The 14,810-nt window shown below is 70.0% G+C and carries 12 protein-coding genes and 1 pseudogene; 4 read left to right on the top strand and 9 right to left on the bottom strand.

Features of this window, described 5'->3' with window-relative positions; all coding sequences use genetic code 11:
* Positions 1 to 267: 267 nt before the first annotated feature.
* The 3 genes from ACFXB5_RS12705 to hemA form a co-directional block, all read right to left on the bottom strand.
* Positions 268 to 1,326, bottom strand: a complete 1,059-nt coding sequence (locus ACFXB5_RS12705) for an arylcarboxylate reductase (protein ID WP_385206138.1) — start codon at positions 1,324 to 1,326, stop codon at positions 268 to 270.
* A gap of 5 nt (positions 1,327 to 1,331) precedes the next feature.
* The gene (locus ACFXB5_RS12700; protein ID WP_385206135.1) at positions 1,332 to 2,273 is read right to left on the bottom strand and encodes an ACP S-malonyltransferase; all 942 of its coding nucleotides are present in this window, start codon (positions 2,271 to 2,273) and stop codon (positions 1,332 to 1,334) included.
* Positions 2,274 to 2,499: 226 nt separating this feature from the next.
* On the bottom strand, positions 2,500 to 3,747 hold the full coding sequence (gene hemA / locus ACFXB5_RS12695) for a 5-aminolevulinate synthase (RefSeq protein ID WP_385206134.1): 1,248 nt from the start codon (positions 3,745 to 3,747) through the stop codon (positions 2,500 to 2,502).
* 260 nt (positions 3,748 to 4,007) lie between these two features.
* Between hemA and ACFXB5_RS12690 the strand changes: the two genes are divergently transcribed.
* The 3 genes from ACFXB5_RS12690 to ACFXB5_RS12680 all read left to right on the top strand — a co-directional run bounded on the left by ACFXB5_RS12690 (position 4,008) and on the right by ACFXB5_RS12680 (position 8,970).
* On the top strand, positions 4,008 to 5,549 hold the full coding sequence (locus ACFXB5_RS12690) for a class I adenylate-forming enzyme family protein (protein ID WP_385206131.1): 1,542 nt from the start codon (positions 4,008 to 4,010) through the stop codon (positions 5,547 to 5,549).
* Positions 5,546 to 7,087 (top strand): long-chain fatty acid--CoA ligase, encoded by a 1,542-nt coding sequence (locus ACFXB5_RS12685; RefSeq protein WP_385206128.1) that lies wholly within the window; start codon positions 5,546 to 5,548, stop codon positions 7,085 to 7,087. The genes ACFXB5_RS12690 and ACFXB5_RS12685 overlap by 4 nt, the downstream gene beginning before the upstream one ends.
* 107 nt (positions 7,088 to 7,194) lie before the next feature.
* Positions 7,195 to 8,970 (top strand): ricin-type beta-trefoil lectin domain protein, encoded by a 1,776-nt coding sequence (locus ACFXB5_RS12680; RefSeq protein ID WP_385206125.1) that lies wholly within the window; start codon positions 7,195 to 7,197, stop codon positions 8,968 to 8,970.
* A 14-nt stretch (positions 8,971 to 8,984) separates the two neighbouring features.
* On the opposite strand, the gene ACFXB5_RS12675 is transcribed toward ACFXB5_RS12680, so the two are convergent.
* From ACFXB5_RS12675 to ACFXB5_RS12650, 6 genes and pseudogenes are all read right to left on the bottom strand, one after another.
* On the bottom strand, positions 8,985 to 9,737 hold the full coding sequence (locus ACFXB5_RS12675) for a class I SAM-dependent methyltransferase (RefSeq protein WP_385206122.1): 753 nt from the start codon (positions 9,735 to 9,737) through the stop codon (positions 8,985 to 8,987).
* 273 nt (positions 9,738 to 10,010) lie between these two features.
* A pseudogene (locus ACFXB5_RS12670) lies at positions 10,011 to 10,922 on the bottom strand (alpha/beta hydrolase family esterase); the annotation flags it as partial.
* A 108-nt stretch (positions 10,923 to 11,030) separates the two neighbouring features.
* Entirely contained in the window at positions 11,031 to 11,795 is a 765-nt protein-coding gene (locus tag ACFXB5_RS12665; RefSeq protein ID WP_385206120.1) for an SGNH/GDSL hydrolase family protein, read from the bottom strand.
* 156 nt (positions 11,796 to 11,951) lie between these two features.
* Complete coding sequence (locus tag ACFXB5_RS12660) at positions 11,952 to 12,464, bottom strand: GNAT family N-acetyltransferase (RefSeq protein WP_385206118.1); 513 nt, start codon at positions 12,462 to 12,464, stop codon at positions 11,952 to 11,954.
* Between the two features lie 93 nt (positions 12,465 to 12,557).
* Positions 12,558 to 14,006 carry a gamma-aminobutyraldehyde dehydrogenase gene (locus ACFXB5_RS12655; RefSeq protein WP_385206116.1) on the bottom strand — a complete coding sequence of 483 codons (1,449 nt, stop codon included), beginning with the start codon at positions 14,004 to 14,006 and terminating at the stop codon, positions 12,558 to 12,560.
* Entirely contained in the window at positions 14,003 to 14,476 is a 474-nt protein-coding gene (locus ACFXB5_RS12650) for a nuclear transport factor 2 family protein (RefSeq protein WP_385206113.1), read from the bottom strand. Before ACFXB5_RS12650 ends, ACFXB5_RS12655 begins: the two co-directional genes overlap by 4 nt.
* Before the next feature lie 17 nt (positions 14,477 to 14,493).
* Between ACFXB5_RS12650 and ACFXB5_RS12645 the strand changes: the two genes are divergently transcribed.
* A partial coding sequence (locus ACFXB5_RS12645; protein ID WP_385206110.1) for a hypothetical protein occupies positions 14,494 to 14,810 on the top strand: 317 nt, incomplete at its 3' end.

Here is a 14,810-nt window from a genome sequence, read left to right as displayed (position 1 = left end):
GAGCGTGACTCCCTGGATCCAGGAACGTAGGACGCCGGGCGCACACCAGCGCAACGCGAAGGTCTGCGCCGCGTCCGGGCAGGACAGCGGGACAGGAGAACGAGATGGCGAAGCGGCCGGGGAACGGACGGGACCTGGGCGGGCGGGGCCCTCCCGTGTGGCGGATGCCACGCGGGGCGCTCATGTCCCGTGGCCGGTGGCCCGTAGTCCGTGATGCGTGGACCGTGTTCCCCGGGCTTCGTGGATGTCTTGCGGGTCTGGCGGGGCCTAGTAGATGCCTTCCGGCGCCGATCGCACGACCTGCAGTGGCTTGACGTTGGCGACGCCGTCACACGGCCACTCCGGGCCCGTGTCGTACCGCACCGCGAGGTCGCGCTCCAGCACATTGGGCAGGAAGAGGTCGTCGTGCAGGACGGTCAGCCGGACCTGGCCCTGTTCGCCGTATCCGACCACCTCGGACCAGTCGTCCTTGTCGACTACCGCCATGGTCACCTGCGGGTAGTTCGGCAGGTACGGCATGAGGGCGCCGTCCTCCTCCGCGGGCAGGCCCACGGTGTTGCCGAAGGTGTTGGCGTAGGTGACGACGACCAGTCCGCCGCCCAGGGCCTGGTGGAAGGATCTGCGCATGGCCGGGGTGGCGTGTGTCCCGCTCAGCCGTACGCCCTTCAGCCGCGCCACCGGTTCGGGCCTCGCCTTGATCAGGGCCTGCAGCAGGGCCGGGGTGGTGACGAGGTAGTCGACCGGCTGGTGCTCCAGGACCGCGGCGATCTGCTCGGTGATGTGGGCCGTGTACTCCTGCGCGTCCTTCAGTCTGCCGTCGCGGAGCAGCCGCTTCACCCAGCGGGGGTCGAAGTCGATGCCGTACACCCGGCCGTCGTACAGGTCGGCCAGATCCACGGCGCCCTGTCCGATGAGGTGCGGTCCGGTGGGAGTGGCCTGGAGCCAGGTGCGGCCCGGTTCGAATCCCTCGCGCTCGATCACCCAGCGGCGCCAGGCGGCGCGGTGCTCGAGCATCGGCTCGGTGTAGAACACCCGGCAGGGGTTGCCGGTGGTGCCTCCGGAGTCCCAGATCCGGCCGGTCAGGGGCCGGGGCACGGCTTGGGGCACGAGCTCGGCGGGGTCCAGGGTGCGCAGGTCCCCCAGCGGCATCGGGCCGAACGCGGTCAGCTCGTCGTGGCGGGTGATGTCCCGTGGGTCGATGGCGAGTTCGGCCGCGCGCTTGAGCCAGTACGGGGTGCCGGTGTCCGGGTCGAAGTGGCGGCGGACGACCCGGCGGGTCCAGGCGTCGATGTCCTGCGACAGCCACTGGTCGATCTGCTCGGTCACGACCTTCACTGGGTCACCCCGGCTTCCGTGGAAGGGAGTTCGATGCCGAAGTCGTAGACCGCGGTCATCGCCTCGAAGACATGGTCCGGGGATTCCACGTGGACCACGGGGAACTCCGCGTTCTGGAAGGTGCCGAACGCGGCGGGGCCGAGCACCAGACCCAGTTCGGTGCCGCCGTCCTCCAAGCCGCCGATCATGTGCGGGACGCTCACGGGAGCGGTGGGGTTGCGGCGGAAGAGATCGCGGATCTCCTCGGCGGTGGTGAGGGCCCTGCGCTCCATGCACGAGTGCACGGGCACCCGTGGGTCATGGAAGGTTATGGCCTCCAGCGTGGGTTCGAGGAAGTCGCTGATGTGCCGCTGGAGCGGCGAGTGGAAGGCCGCGCCGTGGTCGTCGGACACATGCAGCGCGCCGGGCGGGAACCCCGCGCCGAACTCCTGGAGCGCGGAGCGGTAGCCGCCCAGCAGCACCATGCGCTCCTGGCCCGTGCCGACCTTCCCGAGGTCGGCGGAGAGATACACATCGGGGACGTCGGCGAGCAGGTCGTCGGGGGCGGTGTCGTAGGGGATCCGCAACATGGCGACGGCCTGCGGGCCGTGGTCCGCGGCCGGCGGGGGCACCTCCCGCAATCGCATCAGAAGGGTGAAGAGATCCTGGCGCCCGACGGCTCCGGCGAGAGTGGCGCCGACCAGTGCGCCGAAACTCAGTCCGCATACGGCGGCCGGTGTTATGCCGTATTCCTCGGCGAGAACATCCGCAATTCCTAATACGGCCGCGGCCTGACGAATTGCACCGATCCCTTGTCGGTGCTCCTGTCCGGGTTGCCGTTCTTCTTCGAATATCCGCTGGACGTCGATACCCGTCCACTCGGCGATCCGTTGATAGGTGCGCTGCACACTCGGAAAGAGTTCATACAGCTCTGCGCCGGCTCCCGGCTGATCGTTCATACCACCGTCGAGGACATACGCAAGCGTCACCCCGAAACCCCCGTTTCCGCCCGTTCGCACCGGGCCAAAGCGTGCCGCATCGCCGCGGCACCCCATGAAGTGCTCCCCCGAGATCCCCGTTCCGCTAGCGGGCCTCAGGAATCGCCCAGCTGTTCGCGTTCGCTCATCAAACCTCTCGCCGCCAAGGCGTGTCAAGCAAGATCGACATGCCTTGCGCCACCTTTGCCTAACCCCGGTCGGCCTCATTGCACAACCGCATTTCGGCGTCCTCGCGGGGGCCGCCGAACTCCTCCCAGACCTGGTCAAGGGCCTTGACGAACATCTCCACCGCGGAGGTGGAATGCACGGCTCCGGGTGCCACCCGCAGGATCTCCTCGCCGGCTCGTACGCTGGGCGCGTTGATCGCCTGCACATAGCTGCCGTGCCGCTCCAGCAGGGCCGTGGACATGCGCTTGCACAGGGCCTCGTTCCGCACCAGGACGGACACGATGTGGGTGAGGTCGGAGATGAAGGGGATCCGGCGCTCCTTCAGCAGCCGGTGCATCAACTGTGCGTTTGCCCACAGGCGTTCCCTTTCGGCCTCCGAGGAGCGCAGATGGCGGACGGCGGCGAGGGCCGCGGCGGCCACGGCGGGCGGCATCGCGGTGGTGAAGATGAAGGAGCGGGAGAACATCCGGACCGCCTCGATCACCTCCGCCGGGCCCACGATGTACCCGCCGTTGGTGCCAAAACCCTTGGCCAGCGTGCCCATGATGACGGTGAACCGGTCGGCCAGCCCCTCGCGCGCAGCGATGCCCGCGCCCTGCGGGCCGTACATGCCCACCGCGTGCACCTCGTCGAGGAAGGTCATGGCACCATGGCGCTTGGCGATGTCGGCGATCTCCGCGAGTGGCGCGATGTCGCCGTTCATCGAGTAGACCGACTCGGTGACGATCAGCTTCGGCGCGTCGGGGTCGGCGGCCGCGAGCAGCTCCTCCAGGTGCGCGGTGTCGTTGTGCCGGAAGATCCGCTTCTGGGCGCCGCTGTGGCGCAGGCCGTCGATGATGGAGGCGTGGTTGAGCGCGTCGGAGAAGACGACGCACCCCTCCATGCGGCCCGCGATGACGGACAGCGCGCCGTCGTTGGCGGTGTAGCCGGAGGTGAACAGCAGCGCGTCGTCCTTGCCGTGGAGCGCGCTGAGCTCCTTCTCCAGCAGTACGTGGTAGTGGTTGGTGCCGCCGATGTTCCGCGAGCCGCCGGCGCCCGCCCCGTACTCGTCGACGGCTTCCTTCATGGCCTCCAGGACGGCGGGGTGCTGGCCCATGCCGAGGTAGTCGTTGCTGCACCAGACGCTGATCCGGGAGGCGTCCTCGACGCCGCTGACGCTGGCGGCGGGGAACTGACCAGCGAGCCGTCCGATCTCGAGGAACTCTCGCTTTCCACCGTCAGAACCTTCGGTGAGGCGCGAAAACAGGTCCAGATATTGGGTCGTCACGTCCACTCACTTCGCTTTTAGGCTACTTGGGGATCGCGCAGAAAGCGGGATGAGCCGTAACGACCCCCCGTCGGCGCCAATCTACATGCGGTCGGCCTTCAATCGGTATCCCGAAAGGCAACCTCCACACACCCGACCCGGTTTCACGGCAGGAAACTGACGGGTGGTTGGAAGAAGGTTGCCATGCCGGGAGCAGGGTGTCATCCTGCAGCGGGAAACGGCACCTTGAACTCATCGGCACACGGCGAACTGGAGTTTCGATGTCTCCGACCGACAATTACGTCCGACGGGTCCTCGAGGCTCTATCAGCCGATTCGGAGCGGGTTGCCCTGCTCCGCGGCGATGAGCGGTTCACCGCCGGTGAGTTCACCCGCGCCGTGGTCGCGGCGGCGGAATTGCTGCGCCGCCAGATAGCGGAGGAAGAAATTCCGGTCGTGGCCGTGCTGACGGTCGCCAACACACCCGCCACCATCATTCTGCGCTATGCGGCGAACCTCATCGGTGCCACGGTGGTCCATCTGCACTCCACCAACGCGGTGGACCCCACCGATCAGCTGGCCACCCGCGAGCGGCACGAGATCCTGAAGAAGACGGGCGCCACGTTCCTCGCCGTGGACGAGGAGAACCTGGGCCTGGCCCGGGAGCTGTGCGAGCGTCTGCCGGAGCCGCCCCGGCTCGCCGCGCTGGGCTCCCTCGGCCCCGATGTGCTGGACCTGACCACGGGCGACGCGGACGCCTTCGATCTGACGGTCGTGGAGACCGACCCCGAGCGCCCGGCCGTGGTCCTGTTCACCAGCGGCACCAGCGGCACCCCGAAGGGGGTGACGCTCCCCTTCCGCGTCCGAACTCTCTATCTGCGGGCGGGACTTGAGGCACCCGGACCGATCACCTATCTGTCCACGCTGCCGGTGAGCCACTCCAACGGCTCGGGTGCCGACCTCGCGCTCGCCTCCGGTGGCACGGTGGTGCTGCACGAGGGCTTCGACGCGGGCGCGGTGCTCGACGCGGTGGAGCGCCACCGGGTGTCCGCGCTCACCGTCACCCCTCCGCAGCTGTACATGCTGGTGGACCACCCGGCCATCAAGGACACCGATCTGTCGAGCATCCAGATCATCTCCTACGGCGGCTGCCCCGCCGCCCCGGCCCGGCTGGCCGAGGCGGTCGAGGTGTTCGGCCCGGTACTGCTCCAGTTCTACGGCACCACCGAGACCAGCGGGATCAGCGTGCTCGCCCCGCCGGACCACTTCGACCCCGAACTGCGGTGCACCGCCGGCCGGCTGACCGCCGAGGTGCGCATCCGCGACCTGGAGGACCAGCGCGATCTGCCGGTGGGCGAGATCGGCGAGATCCGCGTACGGTCGCCGTTCAACATGCTCGGCTACTGGCGCGAGCCGGAGCTGACCGCGGAGACCGTACGCGACGGCTGGGTGTACACCGGCGACCTCGGCTCCCTCGACGAGCGCGGCTATGTGCGGCTGCACGGCCGGGTGGGCGAGGTGATGAAGACCAACGGGATCAAGGTCCATCCCACCGCCGTCGAGAACGCGCTGCTGACCCACCCCGAGGTGGCCCAGGCCGCGGTGTACGGAGTGGCCGACGGGGACCGGGTGGAGCACATCCACGCCGCCGTGGTGCTCCGGCCCGGTGGCACCGCCGACTTCACCTCGCTGCTCGACCATGTGTCCGGTGAGCTCTCGCCCAAGCATGTACCTGCCGCCATCACCTTCCACGACGACCTCCCGCTGACCGGTGCGGGCAAGCCGGACAAGCAGCGGCTGGCCGCCCAGCGGGCCGGGGCATGACGCTCACCGCGGCGGCGGTACTCGCCGAGTCCGCACTGCGGCGCCCGGACCACCCCGCGCTCGTCTTCGGCTCGCGGCGCATCACGTACCGCGAGCTGTGGGACGCCACTCGGCGGTACGCCGCCGTACTGCGCGACCAGGGCATCGGCCCCGGCGACCGGGTGGCGCTGCTGCTGCCGAACACCCCGCACTTCCCGATGGTGTACTACGGGGTGCTGGCGCTCGGCGCCGTGGCCGTCCCGGTGCACGGTCTGCTGCGCGCCGATGAGATCGTCCATGTGCTCCGCGACTCGGAGTCGAAGGTGCTGGTGTGCGGGGCGCCGATGCTCACCGAGGGCGCCAAGGGCGCGGAGGTGGCCGGGGTTCCGGTGGTCACCGTGCTGGAGGAGCACGACGGCGGCCGTCCGCGGCTGGACGCCCTCGCCGAAGACGCCGAGCCCATCGAACGCTGCGTTCCGCGCGAGCCGGGCGACCTCGCCGTGGTCCTGTACACCTCGGGCACCACCGGCCATCCCAAAGGCGCGATGATCACCCATTTCAACCTGGTGATGAACGTGAGCACCACGATGCGCTCGCCGTTCGACCTCGGCCCCGACGATGTGCTGCTCGGCTGTCTGCCCCTGTTCCACACCTTCGGGCAGACCTGCGGGATGAGCACCACCTTCCTGGCGGGCGGCACGATGGTGCTGATGAGCCGGTTCGACGGCCCCCGGGCGCTGGACCTGATGGTCACCGAGGGGTGCACCGTCTTCATGGGCGTGCCCACCATGTATCTGGCCCTGCTCGACGCCGCCGCCGAGGACCCCCGCCGCCCCGCCCTCGACCGCGCCTTCTCGGGGGGTTCGGCGCTTCCGGTGAAGGTGCTCGAGGACTTCCAGGAGGTCTTCGGCTGCCCGATCTACGAGGGGTACGGGCTGACCGAGGCATCACCGGTGGTCGCCTACAACCAGAAGGCGTGGCCGTGCAGACCGGGGACGGTGGGGCGACCGATCTGGGGCGTCGAGGCGGAGATCGCCGCGGCCGATGTGGAGGACCGGGTCGAGCTGCTGCCGACGGGCGCGATCGGTGAGATCGTCATCCGTGGCCACAATGTGATGGCCGGTTACCTCAACCGCCCGGAGGCCACGGCCGAGGTGCTGGTCGACGGGTGGTTCCGCTCGGGCGACCTCGGCACCAAGGACGCTGAGGGCTATCTCACCCTCGTGGACCGCAAGAAGGACCTGGTGGTGCGCGGCGGCTACAACGTCTACCCGCGCGAGGTGGAGGATGTGCTGACGCGCCACCCGGCCATCGCCCAGGTGGCCGTCATCGGGCTGCCCGACGAGGTGTACGGCGAGGAGGTGTGCGCCGTGGTACGGCCACGCCCCGGGACGGCTCCGGACGCGGCACTCGGCTCCGGGATCGTGGCGTGGGCCAGGGAGCGACTCGCCGGGCACAAGTACCCGCGCCGGGTGGAGTTCATCGACACCTTCCCCCTGGGCCCCAGCGGCAAGGTGCTCAAACGCGAACTCGTCAGCCGCTTCACCACCGACCGGTAAAGAATTGTCGCCGAAGGGGAGTTCCTGGCGGATACCTTTACCCGCGCCCGCGCCCTCCACCACTATGGGCACTCGTCTCACTGTCGGTGACGCGAGGAGTGGTGAGGGTGACCGACCCGCACGGAGCCGAACCCGATGCCACCACCGGGCAGCGGTCGTACACCCAACTGTCCGACACGGAGCTCACCGAACGGATCCGCTCCGGGGCGCCCACCGCCCTCCCCGCCACCCAGGAACTGAGGGAGCGCCACCTTCCGGCGGTGCTGACCTACGCCCGGCTCTGCGGCGGGACCCGGGCCGACGCCGACCAACTCGCCGACCTGTCCTTCGGCCTCGCCGCGCAGGAGACCTGTCGCGGTATCGATCCCTGGGGACCGTGGCGCCACCATCTGCTGCTGCTCGTCCAACGGGTGGCCGCCACCTGGGCGGAGGGCAGCCGGGAGGAACGGCTGGATCCCGCGTTCACCGAGTGGCTCGGCCACTCCGGTACCGCCACGGGCGGTGAGGCCGGACTCCCGAGGCCGCGGGAGCGTTCGCCCATGCTCGGCGGCTTCCTCACCCTCTCGGCGCGCACCCGTGATGTCCTGTGGTACAGCGTGGTGGAGGAGGAGCCCGACACAGTGGTGGCCACCTTCGCGGGGGTGGCGCCGCACACCATCCCCACGCTCCGGGAGACGGCTCAGGACGCGCTGCGCGAGGCCTGGCTGCGGACCCATCTGGAGCGTGGCGGCGAGCAGACGTGTCGGGGGTTCCGGGGCCTCATCGAGGCGGCCGTACGGCCGGAGAACCCCCGGCGCTGCGATGACCTGGACCGCCATCTGTCCGGTTGCCTTTCGTGTGCCGGGGTGTACGGCGACCTGATACGCATGGACCAGGACCCCCGGCCCGTGATCGCCGATGGGCTCCTGGGGTGGGGCGGAACGTCCTACGTCACGGCGGAACCGGTCGGCGGTGTGCCCTCGGTGGGGTCGGCGGCGCCGTCTCCCGTCGAGCCGCCGCGGCCGGAGCCTCCCTTGGCCCCCGTTCCCCCGCCGCCGTATCCGCCGGTGGGGCCCACCGGTGTCGCCGGAGTCGCGGCGAACGCGCCGATGGACGGTGGGTCCGCGGGGCGATGGCGCCGGCGGGCCTGGACGGGCTCCCGGCCGCACACGACGGCCGCGCTGGTCGCGGTGGCGGCCGTGGCGGCGGTGGCCCTCGCCGTCGCCCTCCTGGTGTCCGACGGGGACGACATGGCCCCGGCCGGCCGCGCGAACACCCCTGCGCCCACGGCCACCCCGGCGGCTCCGTCGTCGGGCCCGACGACGGATTCACCGCCTCCGACGAAGGGGCCACAGCGCCCGCCGAACCCCGGTGGCATGGCCCAACCGCCCACGACCGCCCCCGCCACCACTCCCCCGAGCACCGCCCCCGCACCCGCCGACCCGATTCCGGACGACAGCTTCACGGCGGTGATCAACGCCGCCTCCGGGCTCTGTCTGGACATCCGCGACCAGCAGTTGGAGAAGCGCACCGACGCCGTCCTGGCCCAGTGCAGCGGGAGCGACACCCAGCGGTGGCGGCTGGACTCGGAGGGGCTGCTGCACACCGAGGCCGACCCCGACTTCTGTCTGGACTCGCGCGGGGACACCGACCGGGGTGTCGGCATCTGGCCGTGCTCGTCCGCCGACGGCGACAACGGCGAGAACCTGCGGTTCACGGTCGACCGCGGCGGGGTGATCCGCCCTCATATCGCACCCGACTTCGCGGTCACCCCGGACGGCGACGACCCCGACAGCGAGGTCGAGCTGCGCTCGGCCGAGGACCGGAACGACCAACGGTGGAACGCCGGCCTCGGGGACGCCTCGGCCGATGTGTCGGTGTCGGACCCCGCTCCGGCACGCTGACCGTCAGCGGCGCCTCAGGCCGCGGTGCTCGCCTCCTCCATCGGGCGACGGAAGAGGGCCGTCCAGAGGAACGGCTCCCCGAAGAGCGGGGAGTCGGATGGCTCGTCGTGCATACGGCGCAGCTCGATATCGGTCAGCTCGGAGAAGATCCAGCGCAGGGAATCCGGTGTGTAGGCGAGGCCACCGTGGAGCGCGGACTGGTAGTAGAAGGCCGCGTCGGGCAGTTCGGAGCCCATCGCGCCCGCAGCGAAGCAGGTGAGGGCGAGATGTCCGCCGGGGGCCAGGGCGCGCTCGAGGAGGGCGAGGTAGCTGATCCGGCGGTGCGGTGGCAGATGGTGGAAGCAGCCGGAGTCGCAGATCAGGTCGTACGGTCCGGCCAACTCGCCGACGGTGAGGGCGAAGGCGTCGCCGCGGTGGAACCGGATCTCGGCCCCGGCCTCACGGGCGCGCTCCTCGGCCCAGGAGATGGCCGTGGGCGAGAGGTCGACGGCGTCCACCGTGAAGCCCTGGGAGGCGAGGCAGAGGGCGTTACGACCGGGGCCGCACCCCAGGTCGAGGGCCCGGCCCGGGGCGATCAACCCACGCTCCAGATACGACACCAGATGCTCATCGGGCTTCGCCACGAAGAACGGCACGGCCTTGGAGCGGTCCGCGTAGAAACCGTCCCACCACGAGGCGCCGCCGGCCGTCCAGCGGTCGGCCTCGGGTGCGAAGAGGCCGTCCAGGAGCCTCAAGACGTCGTCCACCGTGCGTATGTTCCGGTCCACGCGCTCCCCTTTCCCGAGGGGTGAAACATAGCCACGGGTCCGGAGAAAGACCAGCTCAGAGGGGTATGCGGCACAGGCTCGGACGGGTGTCGGCGGGGCCGGGGGCGAAGTGGGGGAGGAGTTGTCCACGGCCGTGGGCTCCGGCCGCCCACGTACCCGCGGAAGGCCGCCACGGGGCCGGTTTCGGCGGCCCCGAGGCGCCTTTCTCAGCATGGTGTCGGCCGGTTCACCGTGTCGGCTCGTTCTTCGTGTTTTCGGCCCGTCAGCGGGTCATCCGGCGTCCAGGCCGAAGAAGGTGATGGCCCGTGCGGCCATCCCGGCGGCCGGGAGGGAGTGTCCGGTGCCCTGAACGCTGATCGCCTCGACGGGGGCCTGGTTGCCCGTGGTGCCGTAGCGGGTGCGGGTCCAGGAGGACTGCGGATGGTCCGTGAAGACGGGGGTCTGGCTCACCCCGAGCACATTGGTCCACTGCTTGATCTCCTCGCCGAAGTTCGGATAGCGCAGGGTGTCGTCCGCTGTGCCGTGCCACAGCTGCATCCTCGGCCGGGCGCCCTGGTAGCCGGGGTAGGCCCCGCGTGCGAGATCGCCCCACGCCTGCGGTGTCTTGGTGATGGTGCCGTTCGCGCAGGCGGTGTTCCAGCCGGATCCGTCGGTGGTGGCGAAACAGCCGAACGGCACGCCCGCGAAGGCCGCGCCCGCCTTGAACACATCCGGGTAGTCGCCCAGCAGGACGTTGGTCATCATGGCGCCCGACGAGGCGCCCGTGACGTACACCCGGTTGGGGTCGGCGTTGTGGCGCTGCTGGGCGTAGCGGACCATCGAGACGATGCCGACCGGGTCGCTGCCCCCGTCGTGCCGCAGCGCCTGCGGAGAGGAGACATCGAAGCAGGCGCCACTTCTGGTGGCGGAGGGGTAGATGACGATGAAGCCGTACCGGTCGGCCAGCGAGGCGAACTCGGTACCGGAGTAGAACGCGGGCCCCGAGCCCGTGCAGTAGTGCACCGCAACGAGGACGGCGGGCCGTGCCGTGACGTTGTTCGGCACGTACTCGTACATACGGAGGTTGCTCGGGTTGTTGCCGAAGCCCGTGACCTCGGTGAGCGAGGCGGCCGCCGCGGGTGACGGTGCCAGCAGGAACAGTGCGGCGAGCAGCGGCAGTACGCCGCCGAGTAACGCCGCGGCCATCGACCTCGGTGTCCTTGGGCGTCGCCTGGGCTTGCGCGCGGTTTCCGCGGAGGCGGGGGTGTGCTTCATATGACGGTCCTTCCTGGGCTGTGACGGTGAAGGGGCGGCTCATGCCGCCCGTGCGGGCGACCCGTTACCGTGCGCCCCGGACCCGGTGGTGGCGAACGAGGGGTTGCCGATGCTGCCCGGCACCGCCCGCAGCGCCCGCCACCAGACGTCGGCCATCTTGTCGTAGCCACCGGCGTTGGGGTGCACTCCGTCGGCCAGGTCCGCGGGCGTCAATGCGCTGTACATGTCAACCAGATGGACGCGCTTGCCCGCGTTGACCTTGCTCTGCACGATGCCGGGGATCGCCGCGTTGTACGCCCGCACGGTCGAGTCCATGAAGCCCAGCGGGGTGATGGTGGCGACGAAGAGCTCCGCGTTCGGCGCCTGGGCGGTGATGTGGTCGATCAGGGTGGAGAGCCTGGCCGGTGCCCCGGCGGGGTTGCTGCCATAGATGTCGTTGGTCCCGATGTGCAGCAGGATCGTGTGCGGGTTCTGGGTGCGCAGCCAGCTCACGACGTTGTCGTCGATCTGCTGGATCGTCCAGCCGGAGTGGCCCTCGTGGTCGTGATCGCCGAGGCCGGACGGGCCGTTGAAGAGCGAGCCGACGAAGTCCACTTTGTAACGGCCCGCCGTGAGCTTCTGCCACAGGCCGACACGGTAACCGCCCGGGACGTTGAACCCGTCGGTGATCGAGTCGCCCAGCGGCATGACCTTCACCCCGCCGTTGGACTCGGCGTGGGCCGGGGCGGCGCCGAGCGGGACGAGAACGGCGAGGAACGCGAGTAAGGGGATCAGGACGGCGAGCGGATGTCTGGTGCGTGCCATGCGCTTTCCTTTCGGCAGTCCATGAGGTTCGTTCCATGGGCGCCCGCGGAACGGGTACGGACGCCCTGGCCGTGGAACACATCACAGGAGCCATGGGAGCGCTCCCATACCGGTGTAGAGCAGCGCACCACCACCGTCAAGCCCTCTCGTCCCCAGTCAGGGATGAACGGAGATCTGCCGGCGGAAGCACACCCGGTGCTGCCCGGGGCCGTCGTAATCGCCGTGCACGGGAAGGCCGTTGACCTGACGGTCGCCCTCCTCGAGCATGAACCCCATGGCCCGGTGGAAGGCCACGGACCCGGTGTTCAGGGGCGAGGTGATGGCGTGCACCTCACGGCGGCCCGCCTCGGCGGCACGCTGGAAGAACGCCGTGTAGAGCCTGCGGCCCACGCCCTGCCCGCGCAGCTCGGGCGCCACCCCGACGAAGTGGATGTACGCCTCGTGGTCGTTGTCGGCGGCGTGGAAGCCCACGAGGAACGCCTTGATGCCGTCGCCGTCCTCCAGCACCAGGCTGGTGCCGGCGAAGAACTGCAGAAACAGCCTGGGCAGCAGCATGGAAAGCTCACGCGCCTGGCCGGGGCTGCGTGAGTCGCCCCACCACTCCCGCACACACTCGACGATCGTCCCGTGGTCGGAGACTTGGGCCCGGCGCAGTGTCATCTCACTCATGTCGCATCAGGCTACGCACGTACGGCACCGGGTGTGTCATCACCGCGCCGGGGCGGCGGCGCGATGATGACAGACCGGAGTGGCGGCGGTTGTTCAGAGGGCCGTCATGACGTGCTTGACGCGGGTGTAGTCCTCGAAGCCGTACGCGGAGAGGTCCTTGCCGTAGCCGGACTTCTTGTAGCCGCCGTGCGGCATCTCGGCGGCGAGGATCATATGGGTGTTGATCCAGACGCAGCCGAAGTCCAGGGCCTTGGACATCCGCATCGCGCGGGCGTGGTCCTTGGTCCACACCGACGAGGCGAGGGCGTACTCCACGCCGTTGGCGTACGCCACGGCCTCGGTCTCGTCGCGGAAGGACTGCACGGTGATGACCGGGCCGAAGACCTCGTTCTGGATGATCTCGTCGTCCTGCTGGAGCCCGGAGACCACGGTGGGCGCGTAGAAGAAGCCCTTGTCACCGACCCGGTGGCCACCCGTCTCAACGGTGGCGTGCGCGGGCAGCCGGTCGATGAAGCCGGTGACCTGGGCCAGCTGGCCGGCGTTGTTCAACGGCCCGTACAGCACGTCCTCGTCGTCGATGCCACCGCCGGTCCTGATCGCGGCGGCGGCCTTGGCGAGCGCGCTCACGAACGCGTCGTGGACGGACTCGTGGACAAGGACGCGCGTGGCCGCGGTGCAGTCCTGTCCGGCGTTGAAGAATCCGGCGAGGGAGATGCCCTCGACGGCCGCCGCGACATCGGCGTCCTCGAAGACCACCGCCGGGGCCTTGCCGCCCAGTTCGAGGTGGACCCGCTTGATGTCCTTCGCCGCCGACGCGGCGACCTGCATGCCCGCACGCACCGATCCGGTGATGGCCGCCATGGCCGGGGTGGGGTGCTCGACCATCAGCCGGCCGGTCTCGCGGTCGCCGCACACCACGTTGAAGATGCCGGCCGGAAGGCCCGTCTCCTCGAGGATGTCGCCGATGATGCCCGCGAGCAGCACGGTGGACGCGGGGGTGGTGTCCGAGGGCTTGAGGACGACGGTGTTGCCCGCGGCGAGGGCCGGGGCGAACTTCCAGACGCCCATCATCAGCGGGTAGTTCCACGGCGCGACCTGGGCGCACACCCCAATCGGCTCACGCCGGATGATCGAGGTCAGGCCCTCCATGTACTCGCCCGCCGACCGGCCCTCCAGCAGCCGCGCGGCTCCGGCGAAGAACCGGATCTGGTCGACGATCGGGGCGATCTCCTCGGTGAGGGTGAGGGCACGCGGCTTTCCGGTGTTGCGGCACTCCGCGTCCGCGATCTCCTCCGCCCGTGCCTCGACCGCGTCCGCGATCTTCAGCAGCAGCTTCTGCCGGGTGGACGGGGTGGCGTCGCGCCAGGTGGGGAAGGCCGCCGCGGCGGCGGCCATCGCGGCGTCGACGTCGGCGGCGCCGGACCGGGGCGAGGTGGCGTACACCTCACCGGTGACGGGGTCGGTGACCTCCAGACGGCGCCCGTCGGCCGCGTCGGTGTACTCGCCGTCGATGTGGTTGCGCAGTACGAGAAGCTCGCTCATCGTTCCGTTTCCGTGATCGTGGCCGTGGCCGCCGTTGTAGCTGTGACCGCCGTCGTGGCCGCCGTCGTGGCCATGGCCGCCGTCGTGCCGGGCGCTGCCGAGAGGTGTTCGTGAACGGCCAGCCAGTGGCCGCGGGTCTGACGGCGGAAGACGATGGTCTCGCGCTCGTGGGTGGTCTCCGCACCGGCCGTGGTGCTCACCATGGTCTCCACCAGGTGGGTGAACACCGCGGTGTCGCCGAGGAGTTGGACCAGCCGGTCGGTGGAGGTGCAGGAGACGACGCGGAAGTCGTCCTCCGCGACCCAGCGGTCCCACAGGGCCCGGTAGTCCGCGGTGGAGGTGAGGCGTTCGGAGGTGGTGTGGAAGACGAATGTGGCGTCGGGCGCGAACGCCGCGAAGTAGTCGTCGAGGCGGCCTTCGCCGAACGCCGCCACCAGGGCGTCGGCGGCCCGCAGAACCTCGTCGTGCATGGGTTTGTGCTCCTTGCGTGGGTGGTTCAGCCGACGCGGGCCACGGCCCGTACCGGGGCGCCGTCGGCGGCGGGGAGCCGCAGCGGCAGCAGGGAGACCTCGATGGGCTCTCCCGCCGTCTGCGCGTCGAGCAGGGGGTCGAGACCGGTGAGGTTCTCGGCGATGACGGCGTGGGCGCCGCACAGGATCCGGTGGGCGGGGAGGTCGTCGGCGGGGGTGGCATCGACGCTCAGCGCGTCGAATCGGACGGGGCCGTAAACCGCGTCCCCCCCGGTTTTGGGGGGCTCCGGGGGGAGTTAACCTTTGGGGAGGGAAAAAGGCTGGCGCCCGTGCG

It is taken from the genome of Streptomyces sp. NPDC059455, from assembly GCF_042750115.1.
In the GTDB taxonomy this organism is placed as follows: Bacteria; Actinomycetota; Actinomycetes; order Streptomycetales; family Streptomycetaceae; genus Streptomyces; species Streptomyces endocoffeicus.
This window is presented reverse-complemented; position numbering and strand designations above follow the sequence as displayed.

Bases quoted from the DNA above. Each gene is read 5' to 3' on its own strand.
- ACFXB5_RS12660 (WP_385206118.1), bottom strand. From the start codon at position 12,464: ATGAGTGAGATGACACTGCGCCGGGCCCAAGTCTCCGACCACGGGACG.
- ACFXB5_RS12685 (WP_385206128.1), top strand. From the start codon at position 5,546: ATGACGCTCACCGCGGCGGCGGTACTCGCCGAGTCCGCACTGCGGCGC.
- ACFXB5_RS12665 (WP_385206120.1), bottom strand. From the start codon at position 11,795: ATGGCACGCACCAGACATCCGCTCGCCGTCCTGATCCCCTTACTCGCG.
- ACFXB5_RS12700 (WP_385206135.1), bottom strand. From the start codon at position 2,273: ATGAACGATCAGCCGGGAGCCGGCGCAGAGCTGTATGAACTCTTTCCG.
- ACFXB5_RS12690 (WP_385206131.1), top strand. From the start codon at position 4,008: ATGTCTCCGACCGACAATTACGTCCGACGGGTCCTCGAGGCTCTATCA.
- ACFXB5_RS12655 (WP_385206116.1), bottom strand. From the start codon at position 14,006: ATGAGCGAGCTTCTCGTACTGCGCAACCACATCGACGGCGAGTACACC.
- ACFXB5_RS12650 (WP_385206113.1), bottom strand. From the start codon at position 14,476: ATGCACGACGAGGTTCTGCGGGCCGCCGACGCCCTGGTGGCGGCGTTC.